Origin of the sequence: Streptomyces roseolilacinus, from assembly GCF_014649335.1 — a bacterium.
Classification (GTDB): domain Bacteria; phylum Actinomycetota; class Actinomycetes; order Streptomycetales; family Streptomycetaceae; genus Streptomyces; species Streptomyces roseolilacinus.
The window spans coordinates 72,778-98,996 of sequence record NZ_BMSV01000007.1 but is presented as its reverse complement, the minus strand read 5'-3'; the positions used below and the strand labels follow the sequence as shown (position 1 = coordinate 98,996).

Below are 26,219 nucleotides of genomic sequence, written 5' to 3'. Positions count from 1 at the left end.
GCACCCCCGCTGAGGTCAGCTTTCCGCGCGTGAAACAAACGGGATCCCGACGGGAAACACCGCCGACGCACGCTGCTGGACATGAGTTCACGGATCGTGGTGGTCGGCGGTGGCACGGCGGGGGCGCGCCTCGCCGAACGGCTGCCCGTCACCCTGCTCGGCGAGGAGCCGCACGCCCCGTACAACCGGGTGCTGCTCGCGGACGTCCTGGCCGGCAGGTACGGGCCCGAGGTGATCGCCCTGCCCGCGCCCCGCGGCGAGCCGGCGCGGCGCGGGACGCGCGTCACCGGCATCGACCGGGACGCCCGCGAGGTGCGCTGCGCGGACGGCACCCGCGTCGCGTACGACCGGCTGGTCCTGGCCACCGGCTCGAACCCGGTGCTGCCGCCGCTGCGCGGCCTCGCCGGCGGCGACCGGCTGCCCGCCGGGGTGCACGCGTTCCGGACGCTCGACGACTGCCTGGCGCTGGACGCGCGGGTGGGGCCCGGGGTGCGCGCCGTGGTCATCGGCGGCGGGCTGCTCGGGGTGTCCGCCGCCCGCGCGCTGGCCGCCCGGGGCGCCGAGGTGGTGCTGGCCCAGCAGGGCGAGCACCTCATGGAGCGCCAGCTGGACGCCGACGCCTCCGAGCTGCTGCGCCGCCACCTGGCGGGGCTCGGCGTGGAGGTGCACACCGAGTGCCGGGTGCGCGGCCTGAAGGCCGCGTCGGGCGCGGTGAGCGCCGTCGAGCTGGCCGACGGGTTCGTGCTCGACGCCGACCTGGTCGTCCTCGCCTGCGGGGTCCGCCCGCGCGTCGGGCTCGCCCTGGAGGCGGGGCTGGACGTGCGGCGCGGGATCGTCGTCGACGACCGGCTGCGCACCTCCGACCCGTACATCCACGCCGTGGGCGACTGCGCCGAGCACGAGGGCCGGCTCTACGGACTGGCCGGCGCCGCCCTGGAGCAGGCCGACGTGCTCGCCACCGTCCTGGCCGGGGGCGCCGCCGCCTACCGGGGCACCCGGGCGCTGACCCGGCTCAGCCTGGACGCCCTCGAACTGGCCGCGTTCGGCGAGGCCGTCCCCCGGCCCGGCGACGACACCGTGCGGCTCACCGACGCCACCCGCAGCGCGTACCGGAAGGTCGTCGTCCGGGGCGACCGGCTGGTCGGCGGCGTCCTGCTCGGCGACCTCGGCGCGGTCGGCACGCTCGCCCGGGCGTGGGAGGGCGACGAGGCCCTCCCCGACGCGTCCCTGCTCCACCTGCTCACCCATGACGGAGGCTCCTGACATGCCGAACACGCCCGGGGCGGCGCACACGCCCACCATCGTCCTCGTCGGCCACGGCATGGTCGGCCAGCGCTTCCTGGAGGCCCTCGCCGAGCGCGGTGTGACCGGACGGGCCCGCGTGGTCGTCCTGTGCGAGGAGCCCCGCCCCGCGTACGACCGGGTCCAGCTGTCCTCGTACTTCTCCGGCCGCACGCCCGACGACCTGTCGATGGTGCCCGAGGGCTTCATGGCCGAGCACGGCGTCGAACTGCGCACCGGCGACCCGGCGGTCGCGATCGACCGGGAGGCCCGCACCGTCACCGCGCGGTCCGGGCTGACCGTCGCGTACGACACGCTGGTCCTGGCGACCGGCTCGTACCCGTTCGTGCCGCCGGTCCCCGGCAAGGACGCCAAGGGCTGCTTCGTCTACCGCACGATCGAGGACCTCCTCGCCATCGAGGAGTACGCCAAGAGCGCGAGGACCGGCGCGGTCGTCGGCGGCGGCCTGCTGGGGCTGGAGGCGGCCGGGGCGCTCAAGGGCCTCGGACTCGACACCCACGTCGTGGAGTTCGCGCCCCGGCTGATGCCGGTCCAGGTGGACGAGGGCGGCGGCGCCGCGCTGCTGCGCACCGTCGAGGGCATGGGCCTGTCCGTCCACACGGGCGTGGGCACGCAGGAGGTGACCGTCGGGGACGACGGCGCGGTCACCGGCATGAAGCTGTCGGACGGCTCCGAACTCGCCGCGGACATGGTGGTGTTCTCCGCCGGTGTCCGCCCCCGCGACCAGCTGGCCCGCGACTGCGGCCTCACGGTCGGCGAGCGCGGCGGCATCGCGATCGACGAGCGGTGCCGCACCTCCGACCCGGCGGTCTACGCGATCGGCGAGTGCGCCCTCGCGGTGGACGGCAGGGTGTACGGCCTGGTGGCGCCGGGCAACGAGATGGCGCTGACGGCCGCGGACGCCATCGCCGGGCGGGAGTCGTCGTTCACCGGCGCGGACACCTCCACGAAGCTGAAGCTGCTCGGCGTGGACGTGGCGTCGTTCGGCGACGCGCACGGCGCGGCCGAGGGCTGCCTGGACGTCGTGTACGCGGACTCGCGGTCCGGCGTGTACAAGAAGCTCGTCGTCGACACGGACGGCCGACTGCTCGGCGGTGTCCTGGTCGGCGACGCCGACGCGTACGGCATGCTGCGGCCGCTGACCGGTTCGGTGCCGCCGGTCTCCCCCGAGCAGCTGGTCCTCCCGGCGGGCGCGGGCGCGCCGGTCGCGCTGGGGCCCGAGTCGCTGCCGGACGACGCGGTGATCTGCTCCTGCCACAACGTCTCCAAGGGCGCGATCTGCGAGCACGCCACGCTGCCCGAGGTGAAGAAGTGCACCAAGGCCGGCACGGGCTGCGGCAGCTGCGTCAAGGTCATCCAGCAGCTGCTGCCGAAGACCGGCGACGGCGGGCTGTGCGGCTGCTTCCCGCAGACCCGGCAGGACCTGTACGAGATCGTGCAGGTCCTGCGGATCGCCTCGTACGCGGAGCTCCTGGACCGCTACGGGCGGGAGGAGGCCAAGGGCGGCGAGGGCTGCGAGGTCTGCAAGCCGACCGTCGCCTCGATCCTGGCGTCCCTGTCCCACGGCTACGTCCTCGACGGCGAGCAGGCCGCGCTGCAGGACACCAACGACCACTTCCTCGCCAACATGCAGCGCAACGGCTCGTACTCGATCGTGCCGCGCATCCCCGGTGGGGAGATCACCCCGGAGAAGCTGATCGTCATCGGCGAGGTGGCGCGGGACTTCGGGCTCTACACGAAGATCACGGGCGGTCAGCGGATCGACCTCTTCGGCGCGCGCGTCGAGCAGCTCCCGGCGATCTGGGCACGGCTGGTCGACGCGGGCTTCGAGTCGGGGCACGCGTACGGCAAGGCGCTGCGGACCGTGAAGTCCTGCGTGGGGCAGACCTGGTGCCGGTACGGCGTGCAGGACTCGGTGCGCATGGCGATCGACCTGGAGCTGCGCTACCGCGGCCTGCGGGCGCCGCACAAGCTGAAGTCGGCGGTGTCCGGCTGCCAGCGCGAGTGCGCCGAGGCCCAGTCGAAGGACTTCGGCGTCATCGCCACGGCGAACGGCTGGAACCTGTACGTCGGCGGCAACGGCGGCGCGACGCCGCGCCACGCGGACCTGCTGGCGAAGGACCTGTCGGACGCCGCGCTGATCAGGCTGATCGACCGGTTCCTGATGTACTACATCCGCACCGCCGAGCGGCTGGAGCGCACCGCCCCGTGGGTGGAGCGGATCGGTCTCGACCACGTCCGGGAGGTCGTGGTCGAGGACTCGCTGGGCATCGGCGAGGAGCTCGACGCGCTGATGTCCCGGCACGTGGCCGGCTACCGCGACGAGTGGTCCGAGACGCTCGCGGACCCGGAGCGGCTGGCCCGGTTCGTGTCCTTCGTGAACGCCCCCGACGCGCCGGACCCGTCGGTGCGGTTCGTGCCGGAGCGGGGCCAGATCAAGCCCGACCTGACGTTCCTCACCCTGGAAGGTGTGTCCGCCCGATGAAACTGGAGCTCTCGCACGACGACGACTGGCTGCCGATCTGCGACACCACCGTGCTGACGCCGGGCCGGGGCATGGCCGCCCTGCTGCCGGACGGCCGGCAGGCGGCGCTGTTCCGGGACCGGTCGGGGCGGCTGTACGCGATCGACAACCGGGACCCGTTCACCGGCGCCCAGGTGCTGTCGCGGGGCCTGATCGGCTCGGCGAACGGGCGCACGTTCGTCGCGTCGCCGCTGCTGAAGCAGCGCTTCGACCTGGAGACCGGCCGCTGCCTGGACGACGACGAGGTCGCGGTGGCGGTGTACCCGGTGCGCACGAGCTGACGGTACGGGGCGGGCCGGGAGACGGCGACGGGGACCGTGACCGCCACGGTCCCCGTCGCCGTCGGCGTGTGCGTCGGCGTGTGCGGGCGCGCCCCGCTCAGCCCTGCGCGGCGCCCTGCTCCTGCATCTTCTCGACGTCCATCCACACGACCTCCCAGATGTGGTGGTCGAGGTCCTGGAAGGAGCGGCTGTACATGGCGTCGCCGTACTCCTGCGGCTCGTAGGCCGGGGTCCCGCCGGCGGCCAGCGCCTTGTCGGCGAGCTCGTCCACCCGGGCCCGGCTCTCGGCGCTCAGTGCGATGATCGTCTCCGTGGAGGCGGACGCGTCGGCGATCTCCTTCTTCGTGAAGGTCTTGAAGAACGGCTCCGTGAGCAGCATCGCGTAGATCGTGTCGCTGAAGACCAGGCAGGCCGCGTTCTCGTCGGTGAACTGCGGGTTGAACGAGTAGCCGAGCTCCGTCCAGAAGCCCTTGGCCGCGTCGAGGTCCTTGACCGGCAGGTTCACGAAGATCATCTGTTCCATGGCGGGCTCTCTCCATCCGGTGTGGCCGTTGCGGAGGGGTAGACCGCCGCTCCCGCCGGAACTCATCGCCGCCGCGCGGACGTGTTCCGCCCGGTGCCCGGCGGCCCCCCCGGCCGCCTGCACGCGGCCTCCGGCGGGAGCGGCCGGGGGGCTCCGGGAGGGCCCCGGAGAGCCGACCGCCGAACTCTTCTTCCCCTTCACCGCTTGTTGGTGCACCGTCAATCCGGGACTCCTAGGTTCCGGCAGCGCGCGACCCCGTCGCCGACCGGTGCGACGGGGCGGTCACCACCCCAGTGGAGTGATGAAGTGGAACGTCGTAGTTTCCTGCGCGGAGCGGTCGCGGGCGGCGCGGCCGCGGCCTTCGGCTACACGATGATGCGGGGCGCGGCCTACGCCGCCCCGGCCCAGCCCGGCCCCGGTCCGTACGGAGCGCTCGGCGCCGCCGACGCGAACGGCATCCAGCTCCCGGCCGGCTTCACCAGCCGGGTCGTCGCCCGGTCCGGGCAGCGGGTGGGCGGCACGTCCTACGTCTGGCACGCCGCCCCGGACGGCGGCGCCTGCTTCGCCGACGGGAGCGGCTGGATCTACGTCTCCAACTCCGAGATCTCCAGCACGGGCGGCGCGAGCGCCGTCCGCTTCGACGGGTCGGGCAACATCACCGGCGCGTACCGCATCCTCTCCAACACCAACCGCAACTGCGCCGGCGGCGCGACCCCGTGGAACACCTGGCTGTCCTGCGAGGAGGTCAGCACGGGGTACGTGTACGAGACCGACCCGTGGGGCGTGAAGGCCGCGGTGCGCCGCGACGCGATGGGCCGCTTCAACCACGAGGCCGCCGCGGCCGACCCGGTCCGCAAGGTCGTCTACCTCACCGAGGACGCGTCGGACGGCTGCTTCTACCGGTTCGTCCCCCGCACCTGGGGCGACCTGTCCTCGGGCACCCTGCAGGTGCTGAAGGCCGGCACGGCCACGTCGGGCTCCTTCACCTGGGCGACCGTGCCGGACCCGGACGGCTCCCCCACCCCCACCCGCGACCAGGTCTCCGGCGCCAAGCTGTTCAACGGCGGCGAGGGCTGCCACTACGCCAACGACACGGTCTGGTTCACCACCAAGGGCGACGGCCGCGTGTGGCGGCTCAACCTGGCGTCGAGCACCTACGAGCTCGAGTACGACGACTCGCTGGTCTCCGGCACCGCCCCGCTGACCGGCGTCGACAACATCACCGGCGCGTCCTCGGGCGACCTGTACGTCGCCGAGGACGGCGGCAACATGGAGATCTGCCTGATCACGCCGGACGACGTGGTCGCGCCGTTCGTGCGGATCCTCAACCAGTCCGGCTCGGAGATCTGCGGCCCGGCGTTCTCGCCCGACGGCCGCCGGCTGTACTTCTCCAGCCAGCGCGGTACGACGGGCAGCTCGTCCGGCGGCATCACCTACGAGGTGACGGGGCCGTTCCGCGCGTAGCGGCGGCGCTCCCGCAGCGGCTGGGCGCCGCCGTGCAGCAGGGCGGCGCCCAGCGGCGTCAGGGTGTGCAGCACCGAGCTGCCCCGGCGCAGGGTCACCACCAGGCCGGCGTCGCGCAGGACGCCCGCGTGCTGGCTGGCCGAGGCGAGGGAGACCCCGGCGCGGCGGGCCAGCTCGCTGGTCGTGCCGCCCTGCCCGATGGCCTTGAGGACGGCGGAGCGGGTGTGGCCCACCAGCCGCCCCAGCGGCGCCCCGCCCTGCTCGCCGGCGGCGGCGGGGGCGTCCGTGTGCGTCACCGGGTAGACGAGGACAGGCGGCAGCTCGGGGTTGCGGTACATCACGGCCGTGCCCCGGCAGAAGTACGACGGCTGGAGCAGCAGCCCGCGCCCGTCGAGCCGCACGTCGCGGTCGACCGGGTAGTCCGCCTCCAGGACGGGCGTGCGCCAGCGCAGCATCGGCGGCAGGGACGCCAGCAGCTCCTCGGCGCCGCCGTCGAGCAGCGCCCGGCCGCGCACCGCCCGGTCCGCCTCCACCCGCGCCTGGATGTACGTCCAGTACGGCTCGACGGCGGCGCGGTGGTAGCCGCGCAACGCCCCCAGGAGCCGGCTGAAGGGCTCCGGGCGCCCTTCGGCGAGGGCCATCGCCCAGGAGGGCAGGGGGCCGGCGGCCGGGCGCTCCGCGGCGAGCACGGTCAGCTCCGTGTGGAGCCGGGCGGGCGGTGTGGCGCGCACGGCCTCCAGCGCCGTGTCGAACCCCTGGAGGCCCTCCGGCGGAGTGAGGAAGTCCGGGAAATACCCCCGCGTCGGAACGAGGGCACCCAGCAGCCGTGTTTCACCGTTCAACCGCGTCCGGGTTTCGGAGCGCCATTCCCCGTAGACCAGGCCGCCCCGTCGGTCCCGCAAACGGTGAAAGCTGAGAATCGTTTCCCACAGCGCGTCGGGCCGGGCCGCCATCCGGACCCCGGCGAGATCCGCGCCGGTGAAATGTATACGAAGCACTGAACCCCCACCTGTTGCATCCGCAATCACCCCCCACCAAGGAGTATGCATGCCATCACAGGTTGTTACCACGGCATTTCAGCCACAGTTGAAACGCGTCGCGGACGGGGGCCCGGAACCGAAAAGCTGTACGCCGTCGGACGGGAAACCTTCAGGACCGAGATGGCGCGTCGGGAGACCGTGGGGGGCTTCTCGCGCCTGGCGGCGGGACTGAAAGGTTGCGGCTCTCCTGTCTGGCAGGGGTAATGGGGCGCGGTCGGCGGGTGGGGATCCGGTGGCCGCGCTCCGCCCGTTTGTTTGCTCAGCCAAGCCGCGAAATTGACGGGATGTCAATCTTCCGTAAATAGTCCGCGCTTCAACTGGCACGGAATTCAACCGGACTCAATTCAACAGGCACACACCTTCCGCGCAGGACGGATGCCCAGGAAACGGTACGGGGCGGACACCTCCGCACAAAGGTGTCCGCCCCGTATCTCCGTGACCCGGAGCCGCCGCCGATCGGTGAGGGTCGGGTGACAGACGGCGGCTCCGGTGCCCGTGGGGGTCCCGCCGCGGGGGCGCCGCGGCGGGACCGGGTGGGTCAGCGGCTGTCGCTGCCGCTCGACTGGGCCGCGGCCCGGCCGGCCTCCAGGCGGGCGACCGGGATCCGGAACGGCGAGCAGGAGACGTAGTCCAGGCCCACCTCGTGGAAGAAGTGCACCGACTCCGGGTCGCCGCCGTGCTCGCCGCACACGCCGAGCTTGATGTCCGGGCGGGTGGCCCGGCCGGCCTCCACGGCGCTGCGCACGAGGGCGCCGACGCCGTCCTTGTCGATCGTCTCGAACGGCGACACCCCGAAGATGCCCTTCTCCAGGTACGCGGTGAAGAAGCTGGCCTCCACGTCGTCGCGGGAGAAGCCCCAGACGGTCTGCGTGAGGTCGTTGGTGCCGAAGGAGAAGAACTCGGCGCACTCCGCGATCTGCCCGGCGGTGACGGCCGCGCGCGGCAGCTCGATCATCGTGCCGAGCGCCAGCCGCAGGTCCACGCCGGTGCGCTGCTGCACCTCGGCGATGACCTGCTCGGCCTCGTCCCGGACCAGCTCCAGCTCCTGCACGGTGCCGACCAGCGGGATCATGATCTCGGCGCGCGGGTCGCCCTTGGCCTCGACGCGCTGGGCGGCCGCCTCCGCGATGGCCCGCACCTGCATCGTGAACAGGCCGGGGATGACCAGGCCGAGGCGGACGCCGCGCAGGCCCAGCATCGGGTTCTGCTCGTGCAGCCGGTGCACGGCCTGGAGCAGGCGCAGCTCGTTCTCGTGCGGCTCCTTGCGGGCCTCCGCGAGGGCGACGCGCACCGACAGCTCGGTGATGTCGGGCAGGAACTCGTGGAGCGGCGGGTCGAGCAGGCGGACGGTGACGGGCAGCCCGTCCATCGCCTCGAACAGCTCGACGAAGTCGTCCTTCTGCAGCGGGAGCAGCGCCTGGAGGGCCTCCTCGCGCTCGGCGTCGGTGTCCGCGAGGATCAGCCGCTCGACGTACTGGCGGCGGTCGCCGAGGAACATGTGCTCGGTGCGGCACAGGCCGATGCCCTGGGCGCCGAACCGGCGGGCGCGCAGGGCGTCCTCGGCGTTGTCGGCGTTGGCGCGGACGCGCAGCCGGCGGACGCGGTCCGCGTACGCCATGATCCGGTGGACCGCCTGGACCAGTTCGTCGGCGTCGTCGGCGCCGGCGTGCATCCGGCCCTCGAAGTACTCGACGACCGGCGACGGCACCACGGGTACCTCGCCCAGGTACACCTTGCCGGTGGAGCCGTCGATGGAGACGACGTCGCCCTCCTCGACGACGTGCCCGCCCGGCACGGTCATCCGGCGGCGCTTGGTGTCCACCTCCAGCTCCTCGGCGCCGCAGACGCAGGTCTTGCCCATGCCGCGGGCGACGACGGCGGCGTGCGAGGTCTTGCCGCCGCGCGAGGTGAGGATGCCCTCGGCGGCGATCATGCCGTCCAGGTCGTCGGGGTTGGTCTCGCGGCGGATGAGGATGACCTTCTCGCCGGAGCGGGACCACTTGACGGCGGTGTACGAGTCGAAGACGGCCTTGCCGACGGCGGCGCCCGGCGAGGCGGCGATGCCGCGGCCGATCTGCTCGACCTTCGCGCCCTCGTCGAAGCGCGGGAACATCAGCTGGGCGAGCTGCGCGCCGTTGACGCGCTGGAGCGCCTCGGCCTCGTCGATGAGGCCCTGGTCGACGAGCTGGGTGGCGATCCGGAAGGCCGCGGCGGCGGTGCGCTTGCCGACGCGGGTCTGGAGCATCCACAGCTGGCCGCGCTCGATGGTGAACTCGATGTCGCAGAGGTCCTTGTAGTGGTTCTCCAGCGTCTCCATGATGCCCATGAGCCGGTCGTACGACGTCTTGTCGATCGACTCCAGCTCGGCGAGCGGCACGGTGTTGCGGATGCCGGCGACGACGTCCTCGCCCTGCGCGTTCTGCAGGTAGTCGCCGTAGACGCCCTGGTGGCCGGAGGCGGGGTCGCGGGTGAAGGCGACGCCGGTGCCGGAGTCCGGGCCGAGGTTGCCGAAGACCATCGAGCAGACGTTGACGGCGGTGCCGAGGTCGTGCGGGATGCGCTCCTGGCGGCGGTACAGCTTGGCGCGGTCGCCGTTCCAGGAGTCGAAGACGGCCTTGATGGCGAGGTCCATCTGCTCGCGCGGGTCCTGCGGGAAGTCGCGGCCGGCCTCGGTCTTGACGATCTTCTTGAACTGCTTGACGAGCTTCTTGAGGTCCGCGGCCTCCAGGTCGGTGTCGACCGCGGTCTTCTTGGCCTTCTTCGCCTCGTCGAGGGCCTCCTCGAAGAGGTCGCCGTCGACGCCGAGGACGGTCTTGCCGAACATCTGGATGAGGCGCCGGTAGGAGTCCCACGCGAACCGCTCGTCGCCGGACTGCTTGGCGAGGCCCTCGACGGAGGCGTCGGAGAGACCGATGTTGAGGACCGTGTCCATCATGCCGGGCATGGAGAACTTGGCACCGGAGCGGACGGAGACGAGGAGCGGGTCGTCGGCCTGGCCGAGCTTCTTGCCCATCTTCTCTTCGAGCGCGTCGAGATGCGCGCTCACCTCGTCGCGGAGCGCGGACGGCTCGGCGCCGCTCTCCAGGTAGACCTTGCACGCTTCGGTGGTGATCGTGAAGCCCGGAGGCACCGGGAGACCGAGGTTGGTCATCTCGGCGAGGTTGGCACCCTTGCCGCCGAGAAGGTCCTTGAGGTCCTTGTTGCCCTCGGTGAAGTCGTACACGAACTTCTGATCTTTGTTTTCCGACACGGGTCTCGACTCCTCGAGGACGACGTGGCTGCCCTGACGGCGAGGAACATACCCAGATCGAAGGCGTCTGGGGAGGTACGCCTACCCGTCGTACGGCCTTAACCACCCGTCCGCCAGCAGATCGAAAGTTACGGGACGGTTGCCGTCAGCGGCGCGAAGGGTTCACCCCTTGAAGCGTCATGGTCAAAAACCACCCAAGGATCGCTCATCTGAGCACCTACCCTTCACACTTGTCTTCACTTCTTGAAAACAGAAAGGGTGGCACTGAGTGCCACCCTTTGAGAAGTACAACCACGCGAAACACGCTCATCTGAGCAGACGCCCGATCAGGGGTGGCGAGAATCACGCCACCGCCCGCTCGCTGATTCCACGATCCGGACGTCTGCGGTCCACCCCCGGGTCAGCCGCCGGACGTGTCCAGTTCGGCGTCCTCACCCACCGAGGCGCAGTCGTACGGGTCCTTCAGCCAGCCGTCCGGCAGGACGACCCGGTTGTTCCCGGACGTCCGGCCCCGGGGTCCGTCCGCGCCCGCGGGCCACGACTGGTCCAGGTCCAGCTCGCTCAACTGAGCGCGCAGCTCGTCCAGGGACGAGGTGACCGCCAGCCGCTTGCGCATCTCGGACCCGACGGCGAAGCCCTTCAGGTACCAGGCGACGTGCTTGCGGAAGTCGACGACACCCCGCGCCTCGTCCCCGATCCACTCCCCCAGCAGCCGGGCGTGGCGCACCATGACGTCCGCGACCTCGCGCAGCGTGGGCGCCGCCGCCGTCCCCGTGCCCTCGAACGCGGCCACGAGGTCCCCGAACAGCCAGGGGCGGCCCAGGCAGCCCCGGCCCACGACGACCCCGTCGCAGCCGGTCTCGCGCATCATCCGCAGCGCGTCGTCCGCGCACCAGATGTCGCCGTTGCCGAGCACCGGTATCTCCGGGACGTGCTCCTTCAGCCGGGCGATCGCGTCCCAGTCGGCGGTGCCGCCGTAGTGCTGGGCGGCCGTGCGGCCGTGCAGGGCGATCGCCGTGACGCCCTCCTCCACGGCGATGCGGCCCGCGTCGAGGTACGTGATGTGGTCGTCGTCGATGCCCTTGCGCATCTTCATCGTGACCGGCAGGTCCCCGGCGCCGGTGACCGCCTCGCGGAGGATCGCCCGCAGCAGCGGCCGCTTGAACGGCAGCGCCGAGCCGCCGCCCTTGCGGGTGACCTTGGGCACGGGGCAGCCGAAGTTCAGGTCGATGTGGTCCGCGAGGTCCTCGTCCACGATCATGCGGACGGCCTTGCCGACCGTGACGGGGTCCACTCCGTACAGCTGGATCGAGCGCGGCGTCTCGGACGCGTCGAAGTGGATGAGCTGCATGGTCTTCTCGTTGCGTTCGACCAGCGCCCTGGTGGTGATCATCTCGCTCACGAACAGGCCCTTGCCGCCGGAGAACTCGCGGCAGAGCGTGCGGAACGGTGCGTTGGTGATACCGGCCATCGGGGCGAGCACCACCGGCGGCTGCACGGTGTGCGGGCCGATGGAGAGGGGGCTGAACGCGGTCATGCCCCCCATTGTCCCGTACCGCGCGCGCTCCCCGGGCGCACGTGGGCCCGGCCGCCGGGAAGGCGACCGGGCCCACGTGCCGCGGAGGGGTCAGCCCTGCGGTTCCTGCTCCTGCTGCTCCTGCGCGCGGTTGCGCTCGCGCATCCTGCGCAGCAGCTCCTGCTTGGCGTCGGCGGCTTCCGCGCGCCCGGCACCGTGGGACGCGGAACCCTGCTGCTCCAGGCGGGACAGCTTCTTGCGCTGCCCGCCCACGCCGAGCAGGTTGTTGCGGCTCTTGGCCATGGGGTCTCCCTCAGGGGGTGAGAAGTCGTCCGGATGTCTGCTGGGGCGCCGCGGGCTTCGGGGCCCGGCGCACTCTCACTCGTAGATCGGGAGGAAGGAGGACATGGGGACGACCGTACCGGGCAGGGCGCGGGCGGGCATCCGAATATCCCCCCCGTCCCGCCGGAGCGACGGCGGGACGGCGAAGCCCCCGGTCCCGCTGGGGAGCCGGGGGCCTCGCGTGTCGTGCGGGGTGCGTCAGCAGCCGATCAGGCGGGTGGCGAGGTAGCCCTGGATCTGGTCGAGGGAGACGCGCTCCTGCTTCATCGAGTCGCGCTCGCGGACGGTCACCGCGTTGTCCTCGAGCGTGTCGAAGTCGACGGTGACGCAGAACGGCGTGCCGATCTCGTCCTGGCGGCGGTAGCGGCGGCCGATGGCGCCCGCGTCGTCGAACTCGATGTTCCAGTTCTGGCGGAGGTCCGCGGCGAGGCCCTTGGCCTTCGGGGACAGCTCCGGATTGCGGGAGAGCGGCAGGACCGCGACCTTGACCGGCGCCAGGCGCGGGTCGAGCCGCAGCGAGGTGCGCTTCTCCAGCTTGCCCTTGGCGTTGGGCGCCTCGTCCTCGACGTACGCGTCCAGGAGGAAGGCCAGCATGGTGCGGCCCACGCCGGCGGCCGGCTCGATCACGTAGGGGGTCCAGCGCTCGCCGGCCTCCTGGTCGAAGTACGTCAGGTCGGCGCCGGAGGCCTTGGAGTGCGCGCTCAGGTCGTAGTCGGTGCGGTTGGCGACGCCCTCCAGCTCGCCCCACTCGCTGCCGCCGAAGCGGAAGCGGTACTCGATGTCGGCGGTGCGCTTCGAGTAGTGGGAGAGCTTCTCCTTCGGGTGCTCGTACCAGCGCATGTTCTCCTCACGCAGGCCCAGGCCGGTGTACCAGTTCCAGCGCTGCTCCATCCAGTACTCCTGCCACTGCTCGTCCTCGCCCGGCTTGACGAAGAACTCCATCTCCATCTGCTCGAACTCGCGGGTGCGGAAGATGAAGTTGCCCGGAGTGATCTCGTTCCGGAAGGACTTGCCCATCTGCGCGATGCCGAACGGCGGCTTCTTGCGCGAGGTCTGCTGCACCTGGGCGAAGTTGGTGAAGATGCCCTGCGCGGTCTCGGGGCGCAGGTAGGCGACGGAGCCGGAGTCCTGGGTCGGGCCGAGGTGCGTGGAGAGCAGGCCGGAGAACTGCTTGGGCTCGGTGAACTGGCCCTTGTTGCCGCAGTTCGGGCAGTTCAGGTCGGCGAGGCCGTTCGCGGCCGGGCGGCCGTGCTTCTCCTCGTACGCCTCCTCCAGGTGGTCGGCGCGGAAGCGCTTGTGGCAGGAGGTGCACTCGGTGAGCGGGTCGGTGAAGGTCGCGACGTGGCCGGAGGCCTCCCAGACCTCGGAGGCCAGGATCACCGACGAGTCGAGACCGACGACGTCCTCGCGGGACGTGACCATGTAGCGCCACCACTGGCGCTTGATGTTCTCCTTCAGCTCCACACCGAGCGGCCCGTAGTCCCAGGCGGCCTTCTGGCCGCCGTAGATCTCGCTGCAGGGGTAGACGAAGCCACGGCGCTTGCTCAGGCTGACGATGGTGTCGATCTTGTCGGCGGCCACGGTGCTCTCTTCATACGACGATGACGAACGGCGAATGCCTCAGATTAGCGGCGCGCGAGCCCTTGGGATCAAATCGGTGGGTGGCGGGGGCCACTTGCCCGCTTTGTTGACAATCGTTTCCAGGAAAGTTGAAAATGAGTGTCATGAACGTACGACGCCCCATATCCACCGCCGCCGTCGCCGGCGCCGCCGCCCTCGGCCTGGTCGCCCTCTCCGCCTGCTCCGGCTCCTCCGGAGGTGCGGAGAAGGGCAAAGACGGCAAACTGGACGTCGTGGCGTCGTTCTACCCGATGCAGTTCCTCGCCGAACAGATCGGCGGCGACAAGGTCTCCGTGACCACGCTGACCCGGCCCGGAGTCGAGCCGCACGACCTGGAGCTCAAGCCGCGCCAGATAGCCGACCTCGGCGACGCCGGCTTCATCCTCTACCTCAAGGGCCTCCAGCCCGCCGTCGACGAGGCGATCAAGCAGGCGGGCGTCGAGAACACGGTGGACGCGGCCACGCTCACCACCCTGGAGACGCACGGCACCCACGAGGACCACACCGGCCACGAGGACGAGGCCCACGCCGGGGAGACCCACGCCGAGGAGTCCCCCGCCGGGGAGCACGAGCACGACCACGCGACCGAGGCCGGCGGCGACCCGCACGTCTGGCTCGACCCGGTGAAGTACGCGGAGGTCGCCAAGGGCGTCGGCGAGCGCCTCGCCAAGGCCGACCCGGCCAACGCCGCGACGTACGAGAAGAACACCGACGAGCTGGTGAAGAAGCTCGACGCCCTCGACGGCCGGTTCCGCGCGGGCCTGAAGAACACCACGACCCGCACGTTCATCACCACCCACTCCGCGTTCGGCTACCTCGCCGAGCGCTACGGCCTGGACCAGGAGGGCATCTCCGGCGTCGACCCCGAGTCGGAGCCCAGCCCCGCCCGCGTCAAGGAGCTCCAGGCCGTCGCGAAGAAGGAGAAGGTCACCACCGTCTTCTTCGAGACCCTCGCCAGCGACCGGACCGCCAGGACCCTCGCGAAGGACACCGGCCTGAAGACCGACGTCCTGGACCCGCTGGAGGGAATCACCGAGCGGTCCAAGGGCGCTGACTACCTCGAGGTCATGCAGTCCAACCTGGCGGCCCTCCAGAAGGCCCTCGGCGCGAAGTGACCCGCCCTTCCCTTCCCGCACACCCCCTGGAGGCACGGTGAGCAGCGAGCCCGTCATCTCCGTCCGGGCGGCCACGGCCACGCTGGGCTCCCGCCCCGTGCTGCGCGGCGTCGACCTCGCCGTCCGCCGCGGTGAGGTCGTCGCCCTGCTCGGCGCCAACGGCTCCGGCAAGTCCACCGCCGTCCGCTCCGTCATCGGCCAGGTGCCGCTCACCGGCGGCACGGTCTCCCTGTTCGGCACCGACCTGCGCCGCTTCCGCGACTGGGCGCGCGTCGGCTACGTACCGCAGCGCACCACGGCCGCCAGCGGCGTCCCGGCGACGGTCCGCGAGGTCGTGTCGTCCGGGCGGCTCTCGCGCACGAAGCTGCGCCGGCCGTCCAGGGCGGACCGCGCGGCCGTGGACCGGGCCATCGAGCTGGTCGGGCTCGCCGACCGGGCGAAGGACTCGGTGTGGGCGCTCTCCGGCGGCCAGCACCAGCGGGTGCTGATCGCCCGGGCCCTCGCCTCCGAGCCGGAGCTGCTGATCATGGACGAGCCGATGGCGGGCGTCGACCTGGCCAGCCAGGAGGTCCTCGCCGCGACCCTGCGCGAGCAGGTCGCGGCCGGCACGACCGTGCTGCTCGTCCTGCACGAGCTGGGCCCGCTGGAGCCGCTGATCGACCGCGCGGTCGTCCTGCGCGACGGGTGCGTCGTCCACGACGGGCCGCCCCCGGAGGCCGTCGGCCAGCACGCGCTGCCCGGCCACGACCACGTACATCCGCACGCGGCCGACGAGCCGCTCCGCACGGGACTGCTGACCTGACCATGGAATTCCTCGACCACGCGTTCATGCAGCGGGCGCTCCTCGCCGCCGTCCTGGTCGGCGTCACCGCTCCGGCCGTCGGCATCCACCTGGTGCAGCGGCGGCAGGCCCTGATGGGCGACGGAATCGGCCATGTCGCCATGACCGGCGTCGGCCTCGGCTTCCTGATGTCGGCCAACCCCGTGTGGGTCGCCGGGCTCGTCTCGATCGCCGGCGCCGTCCTGATGGAGCTGATCCGCATGTACGGGCGCACGCGCGGCGACATCGCGCTCGCCCTGCTCTTCTACGGCGGCATGGCCGGCGGCGTGCTGCTGACCAGCCTCTCCCCGGACGGCTCCAACGCGAACCTGGTCAGCTACCTGTTCGGTTCGCTGGCGACGGTGTCCCAGGAGGACGTGGTCGCGATCTGCGTGCTCGCGGCGTTCGTCCTGGCGGTCTCGCTGGGGCTGCGCCGCCAGCTGTTCGCCGTCAGCCAGGACGAGGAGTTCGCGCGGGTGACCGGCCTGCCGGTGCGGGCACTGAACCTGCTCGTCGCCGTGACGGCCGCGGTGACCGTGACCGTCGCCATGCGCGTCGTCGGGCTGCTGCTGGTCAGCGCCCTGATGGTGGTGCCCGTGGCGGCGGCGCAGCAGCTGACGCGGAGCTTCCGCGCCACGTTCGCGGTGGCGGTGCTCATCGGGACGGCGGTGACGCTGGCCGGCACCGTCACCACGTACTACCAGGACGTCCCGCCCGGTGCGACGATCGTGCTGCTGGCCATCGCCGTGTTCGTGGTGTTCACCGCGCTGGCCGCGCCGCTGGCCCGGCGCCGCGCGCGGACGGCCGGGGCCGCGACGGGCGCGTACGACGGCGTGCGGCCGTCCCCCGGGACGGCGGACGACGTCAAGGTCTGAATCGGCCGAGTGACGGCATCACGGCTGCGGGGCCCCGGCACGGGGCCTGGCAGAATGGCCCGACGTAAGCGGACGTACGAGACGTACGAGTCAGCGGGCCGAGGCAAGGAGGCACCTGTGGCGACGGCAGGATCCGGCGTACGTGCACGGTCGACCCGGCAGCGCGCCGCCGTCGCGGCGGCGCTGAACGAGGTGGACGAGTTCCGCAGCGCCCAGGAGCTGCACGACATGCTCAAGCACCGCGGGGACTCCGTGGGCCTGACGACGGTCTACCGCACGTTGCAGTCGCTCGCCGACGCGGGCGAGGTCGACGTGCTGCGCACCAGCGACGGCGAGGCCGTCTACCGCCGCTGCTCGACCGGCGAGCACCACCACCACCTGGTGTGCCGCGGCTGCGGCAAGGCCGTCGAGGTGGAGGGCCCGGCCGTCGAGGAGTGGGCCGAGTCGGTCGCCGCCGAGCACGGCTTCGTGAACGTGGCGCACACGGTCGAGATCTTCGGCACGTGCGCGGACTGCGCGGCGGTGCCCCGGGGCTGATCCCCGGCGGGCGGGACGGGGAAGGGCGCGGCTCCCGGGGAGCCGCGCCCTTCGCGCGTACGGCGGCCGGCCGGGCTCAGCCCCCGGCGGCGGGGCCCTCGTCGCCCCGCATCGCGGCCTCCATCGCGAGGAGCTGCTCGTTCGGCACGGCGCCGCCGAAGCGGCGGTCGCGCTGGGCGTACTCCAGGCAGGCCCGCCACAGGTCGCGGCGGTCGAAGTCGGGCCACAGCACGTCCTGGAAGACCATCTCGGCGTACGCGCTCTGCCACAGCAGGTAGTTGGACGTGCGCTGTTCGCCGCTCGGCCGCAGGAACAGGTCCACGTCCGGCATGTCCGGGTAGTACAGGTACTTGGCGAAGGTCTTCTCGGTGACCTTCGCCGGGTCCAGCCGGCCGGCCTTCACGTCCGCGGCGAGGGCCTGCGCCGCGTCCGCGATCTCGGCGCGGCCGCCGTAGTTCATGCAGAAGTACAGCGTGAGGCGGTCGTTGTCCTTGGTCTGCTCCTGGGCGATCTGGAGCTCCTGGGCGACCGACTTCCACAGCTTGGGCATGCGGCCGGCCCAGCGGACCCGGATGCCGAGCGCGTCGAGCTCGTCGCGGGTCTTGCGGATGAAGTCCCGGTTGAAGTTCATCAGGAAGCGCACCTCGTCGGGGGAGCGCCGCCAGTTCTCGGTGGAGAACGCGTACAGGGAGATGCTGCCGACGCCCACCTCGATCGCGCCCTGGAGCACGTCCAGGACGCGCTCGGCGCCGACCTTGTGGCCCTCGGTGCGGGGCAGGCCGCGGTCCTTGGCCCAGCGGCCGTTGCCGTCCATGATGATCGCCACGTGGTCGGGCACCATCTCGCCGGGGATCTTCGGCGGGCGCGCGCCGGACGGGTGCGGCTCGGGGTCCTTGTGCTGGCGCCTGGAGCGCCCGAGGATTCCGCGTCGTGCCATGGCCATGCGGCTCACATCTCCTAGTTCTCTACTTCTCCACGTAGCGGAGCGAACGCAGCCCGCGCTCCAGGTGCCAGTGCAGATAGGCGGACACCAGTCCGCTCCCCTCCCTGACGTGGCGCGGTTCGCACGCGTCCGCCGTCTCCCAGTCGCCGGTCAGCAGCGCGCTGAGCAGGCCGACCGCCTCCGCCGAGGGTACGACGCTGCCGGGCACCCGGCAGTCGGCGCAGACCACGCCGCCCGCCGCGACCGAGAAGAAGCGGTTCGGCCCGTGGATGCCGCAGCGGGCGCAGTCCTCGAAGGAGGGCGCGTAGCCGTTGACGGCGAGCGAGCGCAGCAGGAAGGCGTCGAGGACGAGGTGCGGGGCGTGCTCGCCGCGCGCGAGGGTGCGCAGGGCGCCGACGAGCAGCAGGTACTGCTGGACGGCGGGCTCGCCCTCGTGGTCGGTGAACCGCTCGGCCGTCTCCAGCATGGCCGTGCCGGCCGTGTAGCGGGCGTAGTCGGTGACGATGCCGCCGCCGTACGCGGCGATGGTCTCCGTCTGCGTGCACAGCGGCAGGCCGCGCCCGACGAGTTCGGAGCCGCGGGCGAAGAACTGGACGTCCACGTGGGAGAAGGGTTCGAGCCGGGCGCCGAACTTCGACTTGGTGCGGCGCACCCCGCGCGCGACGGCCCGTACGCGCCCGTGGCCCCGGGTGAGGAACGTGATGATCCGGTCGGCCTCGCCCAGCTTCTGCGTGCGCAGCACGACGCCGTCATCCCGGAACAGACTCATGGCCCCATTGTCCCGTACGGGACGGGGCGCCGGCCCCGGCCCACCGCGCCGCCCACCGCTCCGGGCCCCCGCCCCGGCCTCCCTCCCCGCGCTCCCCTCCGGCGCCCCGCTCCGGACGCCGACCCCCGGCGCGGGGCGCCGGAAAGGCCCCCCATAGGGTGGTGATCACGGCCCAACCGGGCCGCCTCCCCCAACCCTCACTTCGGGGACCCATAAGTCCGCCTTATGTGGTCATAGCTCCGAAGCGGGTACCGCTCCACCCCTGTGCTTGTGAGGCTGGCGGGCGAGAAGTGCTGACTGTCGAAGGGAACCTGCCATGCCCCGCCCCCTGCGGGTCGCGATCGTCGGTGCCGGCCCGGCCGGTATCTACGCCGCTGACGCGCTGCTGAAGTCCGAGGCCGCCGGCGACCCGGGTGTCTCCATCGACCTGTTCGAGCGGATGCCGGCGCCGTTCGGCCTCATCCGGTACGGCGTCGCCCCCGACCACCCGCGGATCAAGGGCATCGTCACCGCCCTCCACCAGGTCCTGGACAAGCCGCAGGTCCGCCTCTTCGGCAACGTCTCCTACCCGTCCGACATCACCCTGGACGACCTGCGCGCCTTCTACGACGCCGTGGTCTTCTCCACGGGCGCCGACGCCGACCGGGAGCTGCGCATACCCGGCGTCGACCTCGACGGCTCGTACGGCGCCGCCGACTTCGTCTCCTGGTACGACGGCCACCCCGACGTGCCGCGCACCTGGCCCCTGGAGGCCGAGAAGGTCGCGGTGCTGGGCGTCGGCAACGTCGCCCTGGACGTGGCGCGCGTCCTCGCCAAGACCGCCGACGAGCTGCTGCCGACCGAGATCCCGCCGAACGTCTACGAGGGCCTGAAGGCCAACAAGGCGCTGGAGGTCCACGTCTTCGGCCGCCGCGGCCCGGCCCAGGCGAAGTTCAGCCCCATGGAGCTGCGCGAGCTGGACCACTCCCCGAGCATCGAGGTCATCGTCAACCCCGAGGACATCGACTACGACCAGGGGTCCATCGAGGCGCGGCGCTCCAACAAGCAGGTCGACATGGTCGCCAAGACCCTGGAGAACTGGGCGATCCGCGACGTCGGCGACCGGCCGCACAAGCTGTTCCTGCACTTCTTCGAGTCGCCCGCCGAGATCGTCGGCGAGGACGGCAGGGTCACCGGCCTGCGCACCGAGCGCACCGAGCTGGACGGCACCGGCAACGTGAAGGGGACCGGCGAGTTCACCACCTGGGACGTCCAGGCCGTGTACCGCGCGGTGGGCTACCTCTCCGAGGAGCTGCCCAAGCTGCCGTGGGACGCCGCCTCCGGCACCGTCCCGGACGAGGGCGGCCGGGTGGTGCAGGGCGGCGAGCACGTCACGTCCACGTACGTGACCGGCTGGATCCGGCGCGGCCCGATCGGTCTGATCGGCCACACCAAGGGCGACGCCAACGAGACCGTCGCGAACCTGCTGGAGGACCACCGCGAGGGCCGGCTGCACACGCCGGACGCGCCGGGCGAGGACGCCGTGGTGGAGTTCCTGGAGGGCAAGGGCGTCGCGTACACGACGTGGGACGGCTGGTACCGGCTGGACGCGGCCGAGCGGGCCCGCGGCGAGGCCGAGGGCCGCGAGCGCGTGAAGATCGTGGAGCGCGAGGAGATGCTGCGGGCGAGCGGCGTCGAGGTCTGACCCGGCGGCCGACGGACCGCGGCGCGCGCCCCGTCCTGACGCTCCCCGCCACGGCGGGGGCGCTCAGAACGGGGCGCGCGCCGCTTCCATGAGCCGGGCCGTGTCCTCGGGTCTCAGGAGCAGGGCGTTGCCCACGGTGGTGAGCACGTCCAGCTCGGCCTGGATGTACGCGCCGTCCGCCAGGGCGATGCGGGCGCCCTGGAGGAGGATCGACTCCCGCCCGGCGGCCGCCAGGTGCGGGGCGAGCGGTTCCAGCGCCTCGTGCAGCTCGATGGCGAGGGCGGCGCCGCAGGGCCCGTCGACGTCCGCGAGGTAGCGGCCGGTGTCGGCGGCCAGCGCCTCGACGAGGCCGGTGAGGCTGTCGGCCGTGCAGTCGTCGTACCCGGCGGCCCGTACGGCAAGGACGGCGGTCCGCACGGTCGTGGGCGACGACGTGCCCCCGGCGGCGAGGACCGCGAGGGCCACGGTGTGCACGGCGTCGCGGAGCATCGCCGAGAACCGGGCCGTCGTGGGGTGGTCCAGCACCTCCGTGCCGAACCGGTCGTGGCAGGCGGCGCACTCGACGACCGGGCCCGCCGGCCCGCGCGACAGCAGCGGGACGCCGAGGACGGTGAGACGGCGGCGGCCCGTGCGGCGCCGGTAGTTGCGGTCGCCACCGCAGCCGGGGCAGAAGAACTCGCCGTCGCCGATCGTGTGCCACGAGGTGTGGACGGACCACATGCGGAGTCTCCGGTCACTCGGGCCGTGTGGTTCCCGCGCTGGCAGCACGTCGCACCTCCTGACGCCTCGGCCACCTTGCCGACGTGGACGTGATGTTAGCCACATCGATGATGCGGCGTCAGCACCTCGTCGTGAGAACGCCACGGACATGGCCGAACCCCGCCCCCGGCGGGCGGAGCACGGCCCTGCGGGGGCGCGGGGAGGGGGGCCGCCGGGGGTGGGGCCGAGGGGTCGGGAGGGCGCGGGGAGGCCGGGGGCGCGCCCCCGGCCCGCCCGTGGATCCGCGGGGGCGCGCGGGTGCCGGAGGGGCGGTCGCGCGCGGGCGCGGGGCCCTGAGCACGCCCTTCCCCCGGCGCCCGCGCGCGCCGCCCCGCGGGAGGGCGGTCCGGGGCCCGTCAGCGCGCGGAGCGGTTGACGGCCGAGATGACCGCCTTCAGCGAGGCGCGGGTGGTGTTGGCGTCGATGCCGATGCCCCACAGCACCTTGCCGTCGATGGCGCATTCGATGTACGAGGCGGCCTGTGCGGAGGCGCCTTCGCTCATCGTGTGCTCCTGGTAGTCCAGCAGCCGTACGTCGACCCCGACGGTGTTCAGCGCGTCGAAGAACGCGGAGATCGGGCCGTTGCCGGAGCCGGTCAGCACCGTGTCGGCGCCGTCGACGACGGCCTCGACGGTCAGCGTGTCCGTGCCGTCCTTGTCGGTGATGGTCTGCCCGGACCGCAGCTGGATGCGGCCCCACGGGTTGTCCGGGTTGGGCAGGTACTCGTCCTGGAAGACGGCCCAGATGTCGGCCGGGGTGACCTCGCCGCCCTCGGCGTCGGTCTTCGCCTGGATGATCCGCGAGAACTCGATCTGCATCCGGCGCGGCAGGTCCAGCTTGTGGTCGTTCTTCAGGACGTACGCGATGCCGCCCTTGCCGGACTGCGAGTTGACCCGGATGACGGCCTCGTAGGACCGGCCGACGTCCTTCGGGTCGATCGGCAGGTACGGGACGGCCCACTCGATCTCGTCGACGGTCCGGCCGGCGGCCGCGGCGTCCGCCTCCATCGCGTCGAAGCCCTTCTTGATGGCGTCCTGGTGGGAGCCGGAGAAGGCGGTGTAGACCAGGTCCCCCGCGTAGGGGTGGCGCGGGTGGACCTCCATCTGGTTGCAGTACTCGGAGGTCCGGCGGATCTCGTCGATCTGCGAGAAGTCGATCTGCGGGTCGACGCCCTGGCTGAACAGGTTCATGCCCAGGGTGACCAGGTCGACGTTGCCGGTGCGCTCGCCCTGCCCGAACAGGCAGCCCTCGATGCGGTCGGCGCCGGCCATGACGGCCAGCTCCGCCGCCGCGACGGCCGTGCCGCGGTCGTTGTGCGGGTGCGCGGACAGGCAGACGAACTCGCGGCGGGACAGGTTGCGGGACATCCACTCGAACCGGTCCGCGTGCGTGGACGGCGTCGAGCGCTCCACGGTCGCGGGCAGGTTCAGGATGATCTCGCGGCCCTCCTCGGGCTGCCAGACGTCCATGACGCCCTCGCAGACCTCCAGCGCGAAGTCCAGCTCGGTGTCGGTGAAGATCTCCGGGCTGTACTGGTAGCCGAAGACCGTGTCGTCGCCGAGGACCTTGTCGGCGTACTCCATCACCAGGCGGGTGCCGTCCACGGCGATCTGCCGGATGTCGTCCTTGGAGCCGCGGAAGACGACCCGGCGGAAGACCGGGGCCGTCGCGTTGTACAGGTGCACGGTCGCCCTGTGGGCGCCGCGCAGGGACTCGACGGTCCGCTCGATCAGGTCCTCGCGGGCCTGGGTCAGTACGGAGATCGTCACGTCCTCGGGGATCGCGCCCTCCTCGATGATCGACCGGACGAACGCGAAGTCGGTCTCGCCGGAGGACGGGAAGCCGACCTCGATCTCCTTGTAGCCCATGCGGACGAGCAGGTCGAACATCGCGCGCTTGCGGGCCGGGGACATCGGGTCGATCAGTGCCTGGTTGCCGTCCCGCAGGTCGGTCGACAGCCAGCGCGGCGCCTTGGTGATCCGGCGGTCCGGCCAGGTGCGGTCGGGGAGGTCGACGGCCTCGTACGCGCCGTACTTGTGGATCGGCATCCCGGACGGCTTCTGCGTGTGCGTCGCGGTGGTGAGGGGCGTGCGACGGCCGACGGGCTGAGCGGTGGGCTGGGACATTGCGTAGGGCTCCTCGGGTCCGGTGAGAGGACGGCCGACGGGTCGAAGCAGCACCAGACTCCGCGGGGAGGGGGTCGGCCTACGACTACAGGCCCTCGCCGCGGCAGCTAAGGAGAAGCAGCCCGAAACGCATGATGCGCAGCAGCGTAGCCCAGGGGCGGCGGAGGCGGAGGTGCCGTTTCAGTATGCGGGACTGCGGCCCACCAACCGTCGAATGGTGAGTTATCACTCCTTCTCGTCAATCACCGTCGCATTCGGTGACATGGCGATGACACGATGCCACATTGCCACACATGACTGCGTACCACTCCCCCACCCGGGTGTTCTGCACGATCGTCCCGCCGCACCTCCTCGACCGGCTGGCCCGCTCCGCCGACCCCGCCGTCGCCGCGGCCGCCCGCCGCACCCTCGTCACCGACGAGGCGAACCGCACGGCCCGCCGCCTCACCACGGTCACCGGCGTCCGCCCCGCCCCGCGCGGCACGCCGGCGGCCTCGGGCGAGCCGCGCCGCACGGTCTTCGACGCCGAGCAGCGCACCCGCCTGCCCGGCAGGAAGGTCCGCGCCGAGGGCGACGGGCCCACCGGGGACGCGACCGTCAACCGCGCGTACGCCGGGCTCGGCGCGACGTTCGAGCTGTTCCTCCGCGTCTACGGGCGGGACTCCATCGACGGCGCCGGGCTGCCGCTGGACGCGACGGTGCACTACGACCGGGAGTACGGCAACGCCTTCTGGAACGGCGAGCAGATGGTGTTCGGCGACGGCGACGGCGAGGTCTTCGGGGACTTCACCCTCCCGGTCGACGTGATCGGCCACGAGCTGGCCCACGGCGTCACGCAGTACACCGCGAACCTCGCCTACTTCAGCCAGCCGGGCGCGCTCAACGAGTCCGTGTCGGACGTCTTCGGGACGCTGGTCAAGCAGTACGCGCTGGGGCAGACCGCCGAGGAGGCGGACTGGCTGATCGGTGCGGGCCTGCTGACGGACCGGGTGCGGGGCGTGGCGCTGCGCTCCATGAAGGCCCCCGGCACGGCGTACGACGATGACGTCCTCGGCAAGGACCCGCAGCCCGCGAAGATGGAGGACTACGTCGAAACGGCCGCCGACAACGGCGGGGTGCACATCAACTCGGGCATCCCCAACCACGCCTTCTACCTGGCGGCCACGGCGCTGGGCGGGCACGCCTGGGAGCGGGCCGGGCAGATCTGGTACGACGTGCTGACGGGCGGCAAGCTCAAGGAGACGGCCGACTTCGCGACGTTCGCCCGGCTGACGGTCGCGGCGGCGCGCGAGCGGTTCGGCGACGACGGCGCGGAGACCGAGGCGGTGCTCAAGGCGTGGTCGACGGTGGGGGTGCCCACCAGGGGGTAGGACAGGAGCCATGCGTATCGAGGTGCGACGTACGGGCGGCTTCGCGGGCATCGAGCGCCGGGCGGCGGTGGACACCGCCGGCCGGCCCGACGCGGACTCCTGGCACGCCCTGGCCGGGGCCGCCCTGGAGGGGGCCGGGGATGGGGCGGGGGGCGCGGCGCGGGGCGCGCCCGGGATGCCGGACGGCTTCGGCTACGAGATCACGGTCGACGGCCGCACGGTCCGCTGCGCGGAGCCGCACCTGACCGAGGCCCAGCGGGAGCTGGTCTCCCGCGTGCTGCGGGAGGGCGCCTGACGCGCGCCCTCCCGCGGCACGCGGCCCGCCGGTCCGGTGGCGTCAGAACCCGAGCTTCCGCAGCTGCCTGGGGTCGCGCTGCCAGTCCTTCGCGACCTTGACGTGCAGGTCGAGGAAGACCGGCGTGCCGAGCAGGGCCTCGATGTGCTTGCGGGACTTGATGCCGACCTCCTTCAGGCGCTTGCCCTTGGGGCCGATGATGATGCCCTTCTGGCTGGGGCGCTCGATGTAGACGTTGGCGTGGATGTCCAGCAGCGGCTTGTCGGCGGGACGGTCCTCGCGGGGCAGCATCTCCTCGACGACCACCGCGATGGAGTGCGGCAGCTCGTCCCGCACGCCCTCCAGCGCGGCCTCGCGGATCAGCTCGGCGACCATGACCTGCTCGGGCTCGTCGGTGAGGTCGCCCTCGGGGTACAGCGCCGGCCCCTCGGGCAGCAGCGGGACCAGCAGGTCGGCGAGGAGCTGGACCTGCTTGTCCCCGACGGCCGACACCGGGACGATCTCCGCCCACTCGATGCCCAGCTCCTCGCCGAGCCGGTCGATGGCGATGAGCTGCTCGGCGAGCGTCTTGGAGTCGACGAGGTCGGTCTTCGTGACGATCGCGATCTTCGGGGTCTTCTTGACCCCCGCCAGCTCCTTGGCGATGAACCGGTCGCCGGGGCCGACCTTCTGGTCGGCGGGCAGGCAGAAGCCGATCACGTCGACCTCCGCCCACGTCGTGCGGACGATGTCGTTGAGCCGCTCGCCGAGGAGGGTGCGCGGCTTGTGCAGGCCCGGGGTGTCGACCAGCACGAGCTGCGCCTCGGGCCGGTGCACGATGCCGCGCACGGTGTGCCGGGTCGTCTGGGGCCGGTTGGAGGTGATGGCCACCTTCTGACCGACCAGAGCGTTCGTGAGGGTGGACTTGCCGGCGTTGGGGCGCCCGACGAAGCAGGCGAAGCCCGCGCGGTGGGTCGCTTCGGTTTCTGGTTTACGAACGCTCATGGCAGCCATTCTCCCCGATCCCGGCACGGCCACGTACCGCGCGGGACCCGGCCCGCCGCGCGCGGGCCCGCGGCCCGTGC

At 72.1% G+C, this 26,219-nt stretch carries 22 protein-coding genes; 11 read left to right on the top strand and 11 right to left on the bottom strand.

The window, feature by feature from the left end:
• The first annotated feature begins 81 nt into the window (after nucleotides 1-81).
• Genes IE106_RS18100 through nirD form a run of 3 tightly spaced genes read left to right on the top strand, consistent with a single transcriptional unit; the run spans nucleotide 82 to nucleotide 4,107 of the window.
• Nucleotides 82-1,263, top strand: a complete 1,182-nt coding sequence (locus IE106_RS18100) for an NAD(P)/FAD-dependent oxidoreductase (protein WP_189535267.1) — start codon at nucleotides 82-84, stop codon at nucleotides 1,261-1,263.
• Nucleotide 1,264: 1 nt separating this feature from the next.
• On the top strand, nucleotides 1,265-3,787 hold the full coding sequence (gene nirB, locus IE106_RS18095) for a nitrite reductase large subunit NirB (protein ID WP_189535265.1): 2,523 nt from the start codon (nucleotides 1,265-1,267) through the stop codon (nucleotides 3,785-3,787).
• The gene (gene nirD / locus IE106_RS18090; RefSeq protein WP_189535263.1) at nucleotides 3,784-4,107 is read left to right on the top strand and encodes a nitrite reductase small subunit NirD; all 324 of its coding nucleotides are present in this window, start codon (nucleotides 3,784-3,786) and stop codon (nucleotides 4,105-4,107) included. Before nirB ends, nirD begins: the two co-directional genes overlap by 4 nt.
• A gap of 97 nt (nucleotides 4,108-4,204) precedes the next feature.
• Here the strand turns inward: nirD and IE106_RS18085 are convergent, their stop codons facing one another.
• Entirely contained in the window at nucleotides 4,205-4,630 is a 426-nt protein-coding gene (locus tag IE106_RS18085) for a VOC family protein (protein ID WP_189535261.1), read from the bottom strand.
• A gap of 306 nt (nucleotides 4,631-4,936) precedes the next feature.
• Here IE106_RS18085 and IE106_RS18080 point away from each other — a divergent pair, with 306 nt between their 5' ends.
• Entirely contained in the window at nucleotides 4,937-6,094 is a 1,158-nt protein-coding gene (locus IE106_RS18080; RefSeq protein ID WP_189535259.1) for an alkaline phosphatase PhoX, read from the top strand.
• On the opposite strand, the gene IE106_RS18075 is transcribed toward IE106_RS18080, so the two are convergent.
• The 5 genes from IE106_RS18075 to IE106_RS18055 form a co-directional block, all read right to left on the bottom strand.
• Nucleotides 6,064-7,092 (bottom strand): ArsR/SmtB family transcription factor, encoded by a 1,029-nt coding sequence (locus IE106_RS18075; protein WP_189535257.1) that lies wholly within the window; start codon nucleotides 7,090-7,092, stop codon nucleotides 6,064-6,066. The two genes, IE106_RS18080 and IE106_RS18075, sit on opposite strands and share 31 nt — an antisense overlap.
• A gap of 580 nt (nucleotides 7,093-7,672) precedes the next feature.
• Nucleotides 7,673-10,384: a pyruvate, phosphate dikinase gene (gene ppdK, locus IE106_RS18070; protein WP_189535255.1), complete on the bottom strand. Its 2,712-nt coding sequence runs from the start codon at nucleotides 10,382-10,384 to the stop codon at nucleotides 7,673-7,675.
• Nucleotides 10,385-10,784: 400 nt separating this feature from the next.
• The gene (gene dusB / locus IE106_RS18065; protein WP_189535253.1) at nucleotides 10,785-11,921 is read right to left on the bottom strand and encodes a tRNA dihydrouridine synthase DusB; all 1,137 of its coding nucleotides are present in this window, start codon (nucleotides 11,919-11,921) and stop codon (nucleotides 10,785-10,787) included.
• A 90-nt stretch (nucleotides 11,922-12,011) separates the two neighbouring features.
• Nucleotides 12,012-12,203, bottom strand: coding sequence for a DUF6243 family protein (locus IE106_RS18060; RefSeq protein WP_189535251.1), 192 nt, complete (start codon nucleotides 12,201-12,203; stop codon nucleotides 12,012-12,014).
• A 237-nt stretch (nucleotides 12,204-12,440) separates the two neighbouring features.
• Nucleotides 12,441-13,823: a glycine--tRNA ligase gene (locus IE106_RS18055; protein WP_189535249.1), complete on the bottom strand. Its 1,383-nt coding sequence runs from the start codon at nucleotides 13,821-13,823 to the stop codon at nucleotides 12,441-12,443.
• 143 nt (nucleotides 13,824-13,966) lie between these two features.
• On the opposite strand from IE106_RS18055, the gene IE106_RS18050 reads away from it, so the two are divergent.
• The 4 genes from IE106_RS18050 to IE106_RS18035 all read left to right on the top strand — a co-directional run bounded on the left by IE106_RS18050 (nucleotide 13,967) and on the right by IE106_RS18035 (nucleotide 17,209).
• A complete protein-coding gene (locus IE106_RS18050) occupies nucleotides 13,967-14,977 on the top strand; it encodes a metal ABC transporter substrate-binding protein (RefSeq protein WP_189535247.1) in 1,011 nt (336 codons plus the stop codon).
• Between the two features lie 37 nt (nucleotides 14,978-15,014).
• Nucleotides 15,015-15,779 (top strand): metal ABC transporter ATP-binding protein, encoded by a 765-nt coding sequence (locus IE106_RS18045; protein WP_189535245.1) that lies wholly within the window; start codon nucleotides 15,015-15,017, stop codon nucleotides 15,777-15,779.
• 2 nt (nucleotides 15,780-15,781) lie between these two features.
• Nucleotides 15,782-16,672: a metal ABC transporter permease gene (locus IE106_RS18040; protein ID WP_189535243.1), complete on the top strand. Its 891-nt coding sequence runs from the start codon at nucleotides 15,782-15,784 to the stop codon at nucleotides 16,670-16,672.
• A gap of 117 nt (nucleotides 16,673-16,789) precedes the next feature.
• Complete coding sequence (locus tag IE106_RS18035; protein ID WP_189535241.1) at nucleotides 16,790-17,209, top strand: Fur family transcriptional regulator; 420 nt, start codon at nucleotides 16,790-16,792, stop codon at nucleotides 17,207-17,209.
• Nucleotides 17,210-17,285: 76 nt separating this feature from the next.
• Here IE106_RS18035 and IE106_RS18030 read toward each other — a convergent pair whose 3' ends face one another.
• Complete coding sequence (locus IE106_RS18030) at nucleotides 17,286-18,146, bottom strand: isoprenyl transferase (protein ID WP_189535883.1); 861 nt, start codon at nucleotides 18,144-18,146, stop codon at nucleotides 17,286-17,288.
• 28 nt (nucleotides 18,147-18,174) lie between these two features.
• Nucleotides 18,175-18,921, bottom strand: a complete 747-nt coding sequence (gene recO / locus IE106_RS18025; protein WP_189535239.1) for a DNA repair protein RecO — start codon at nucleotides 18,919-18,921, stop codon at nucleotides 18,175-18,177.
• 316 nt (nucleotides 18,922-19,237) lie between these two features.
• Between recO and IE106_RS18020 the strand changes: the two genes are divergently transcribed.
• Entirely contained in the window at nucleotides 19,238-20,605 is a 1,368-nt protein-coding gene (locus tag IE106_RS18020; protein ID WP_189535237.1) for an FAD-dependent oxidoreductase, read from the top strand.
• Nucleotides 20,606-20,668: 63 nt separating this feature from the next.
• Here IE106_RS18020 and IE106_RS18015 read toward each other — a convergent pair whose 3' ends face one another.
• Together IE106_RS18015 and leuA are read right to left on the bottom strand one after the other, a co-directional pair.
• Complete coding sequence (locus tag IE106_RS18015) at nucleotides 20,669-21,373, bottom strand: TerB family tellurite resistance protein (RefSeq protein WP_373295957.1); 705 nt, start codon at nucleotides 21,371-21,373, stop codon at nucleotides 20,669-20,671.
• A 347-nt stretch (nucleotides 21,374-21,720) separates the two neighbouring features.
• Nucleotides 21,721-23,490, bottom strand: a complete 1,770-nt coding sequence (leuA, locus tag IE106_RS18010) for a 2-isopropylmalate synthase (protein WP_189535233.1) — start codon at nucleotides 23,488-23,490, stop codon at nucleotides 21,721-21,723.
• Nucleotides 23,491-23,783: 293 nt separating this feature from the next.
• Here leuA and IE106_RS18005 point away from each other — a divergent pair, with 293 nt between their 5' ends.
• Nucleotides 23,784-24,860: a M4 family metallopeptidase gene (locus IE106_RS18005; RefSeq protein WP_189535230.1), complete on the top strand. Its 1,077-nt coding sequence runs from the start codon at nucleotides 23,784-23,786 to the stop codon at nucleotides 24,858-24,860.
• A 10-nt stretch (nucleotides 24,861-24,870) separates the two neighbouring features.
• Nucleotides 24,871-25,155 carry a protealysin inhibitor emfourin gene (locus IE106_RS18000; RefSeq protein WP_189535228.1) on the top strand — a complete coding sequence of 95 codons (285 nt, stop codon included), beginning with the start codon at nucleotides 24,871-24,873 and terminating at the stop codon, nucleotides 25,153-25,155.
• 42 nt (nucleotides 25,156-25,197) lie between these two features.
• On the opposite strand, the gene era is transcribed toward IE106_RS18000, so the two are convergent.
• On the bottom strand, nucleotides 25,198-26,148 hold the full coding sequence (gene era, locus IE106_RS17995) for a GTPase Era (protein WP_373295956.1): 951 nt from the start codon (nucleotides 26,146-26,148) through the stop codon (nucleotides 25,198-25,200).
• Between the last annotated feature and the right edge of the window lie 71 nt (nucleotides 26,149-26,219).

What these genes read in the sequence shown, in the direction of transcription:
- era (WP_373295956.1), bottom strand. Translation starts at nt 26,148, where the DNA reads ATGGCTGCCATGAGCGTTCGTAAACCAGAAACCGAAGCGACCCACCGC.
- dusB (WP_189535253.1), bottom strand. Translation starts at nt 11,921, where the DNA reads ATGACCGCGTTCAGCCCCCTCTCCATCGGCCCGCACACCGTGCAGCCG.
- IE106_RS18020 (WP_189535237.1), top strand. Translation starts at nt 19,238, where the DNA reads ATGCCCCGCCCCCTGCGGGTCGCGATCGTCGGTGCCGGCCCGGCCGGT.
- nirB (WP_189535265.1), top strand. Translation starts at nt 1,265, where the DNA reads ATGCCGAACACGCCCGGGGCGGCGCACACGCCCACCATCGTCCTCGTC.
- IE106_RS18030 (WP_189535883.1), bottom strand. Translation starts at nt 18,146, where the DNA reads ATGGCACGACGCGGAATCCTCGGGCGCTCCAGGCGCCAGCACAAGGAC.
- IE106_RS18100 (WP_189535267.1), top strand. Translation starts at nt 82, where the DNA reads ATGAGTTCACGGATCGTGGTGGTCGGCGGTGGCACGGCGGGGGCGCGC.
- IE106_RS18060 (WP_189535251.1), bottom strand. Translation starts at nt 12,203, where the DNA reads ATGGCCAAGAGCCGCAACAACCTGCTCGGCGTGGGCGGGCAGCGCAAG.
- recO (WP_189535239.1), bottom strand. Translation starts at nt 18,921, where the DNA reads ATGAGTCTGTTCCGGGATGACGGCGTCGTGCTGCGCACGCAGAAGCTG.
- IE106_RS18085 (WP_189535261.1), bottom strand. Translation starts at nt 4,630, where the DNA reads ATGGAACAGATGATCTTCGTGAACCTGCCGGTCAAGGACCTCGACGCG.
- IE106_RS18000 (WP_189535228.1), top strand. Translation starts at nt 24,871, where the DNA reads ATGCGTATCGAGGTGCGACGTACGGGCGGCTTCGCGGGCATCGAGCGC.
- nirD (WP_189535263.1), top strand. Translation starts at nt 3,784, where the DNA reads ATGAAACTGGAGCTCTCGCACGACGACGACTGGCTGCCGATCTGCGAC.
- leuA (WP_189535233.1), bottom strand. Translation starts at nt 23,490, where the DNA reads ATGTCCCAGCCCACCGCTCAGCCCGTCGGCCGTCGCACGCCCCTCACC.
- IE106_RS18005 (WP_189535230.1), top strand. Translation starts at nt 23,784, where the DNA reads ATGACTGCGTACCACTCCCCCACCCGGGTGTTCTGCACGATCGTCCCG.
- IE106_RS18040 (WP_189535243.1), top strand. Translation starts at nt 15,782, where the DNA reads ATGGAATTCCTCGACCACGCGTTCATGCAGCGGGCGCTCCTCGCCGCC.
- IE106_RS18050 (WP_189535247.1), top strand. Translation starts at nt 13,967, where the DNA reads ATGAACGTACGACGCCCCATATCCACCGCCGCCGTCGCCGGCGCCGCC.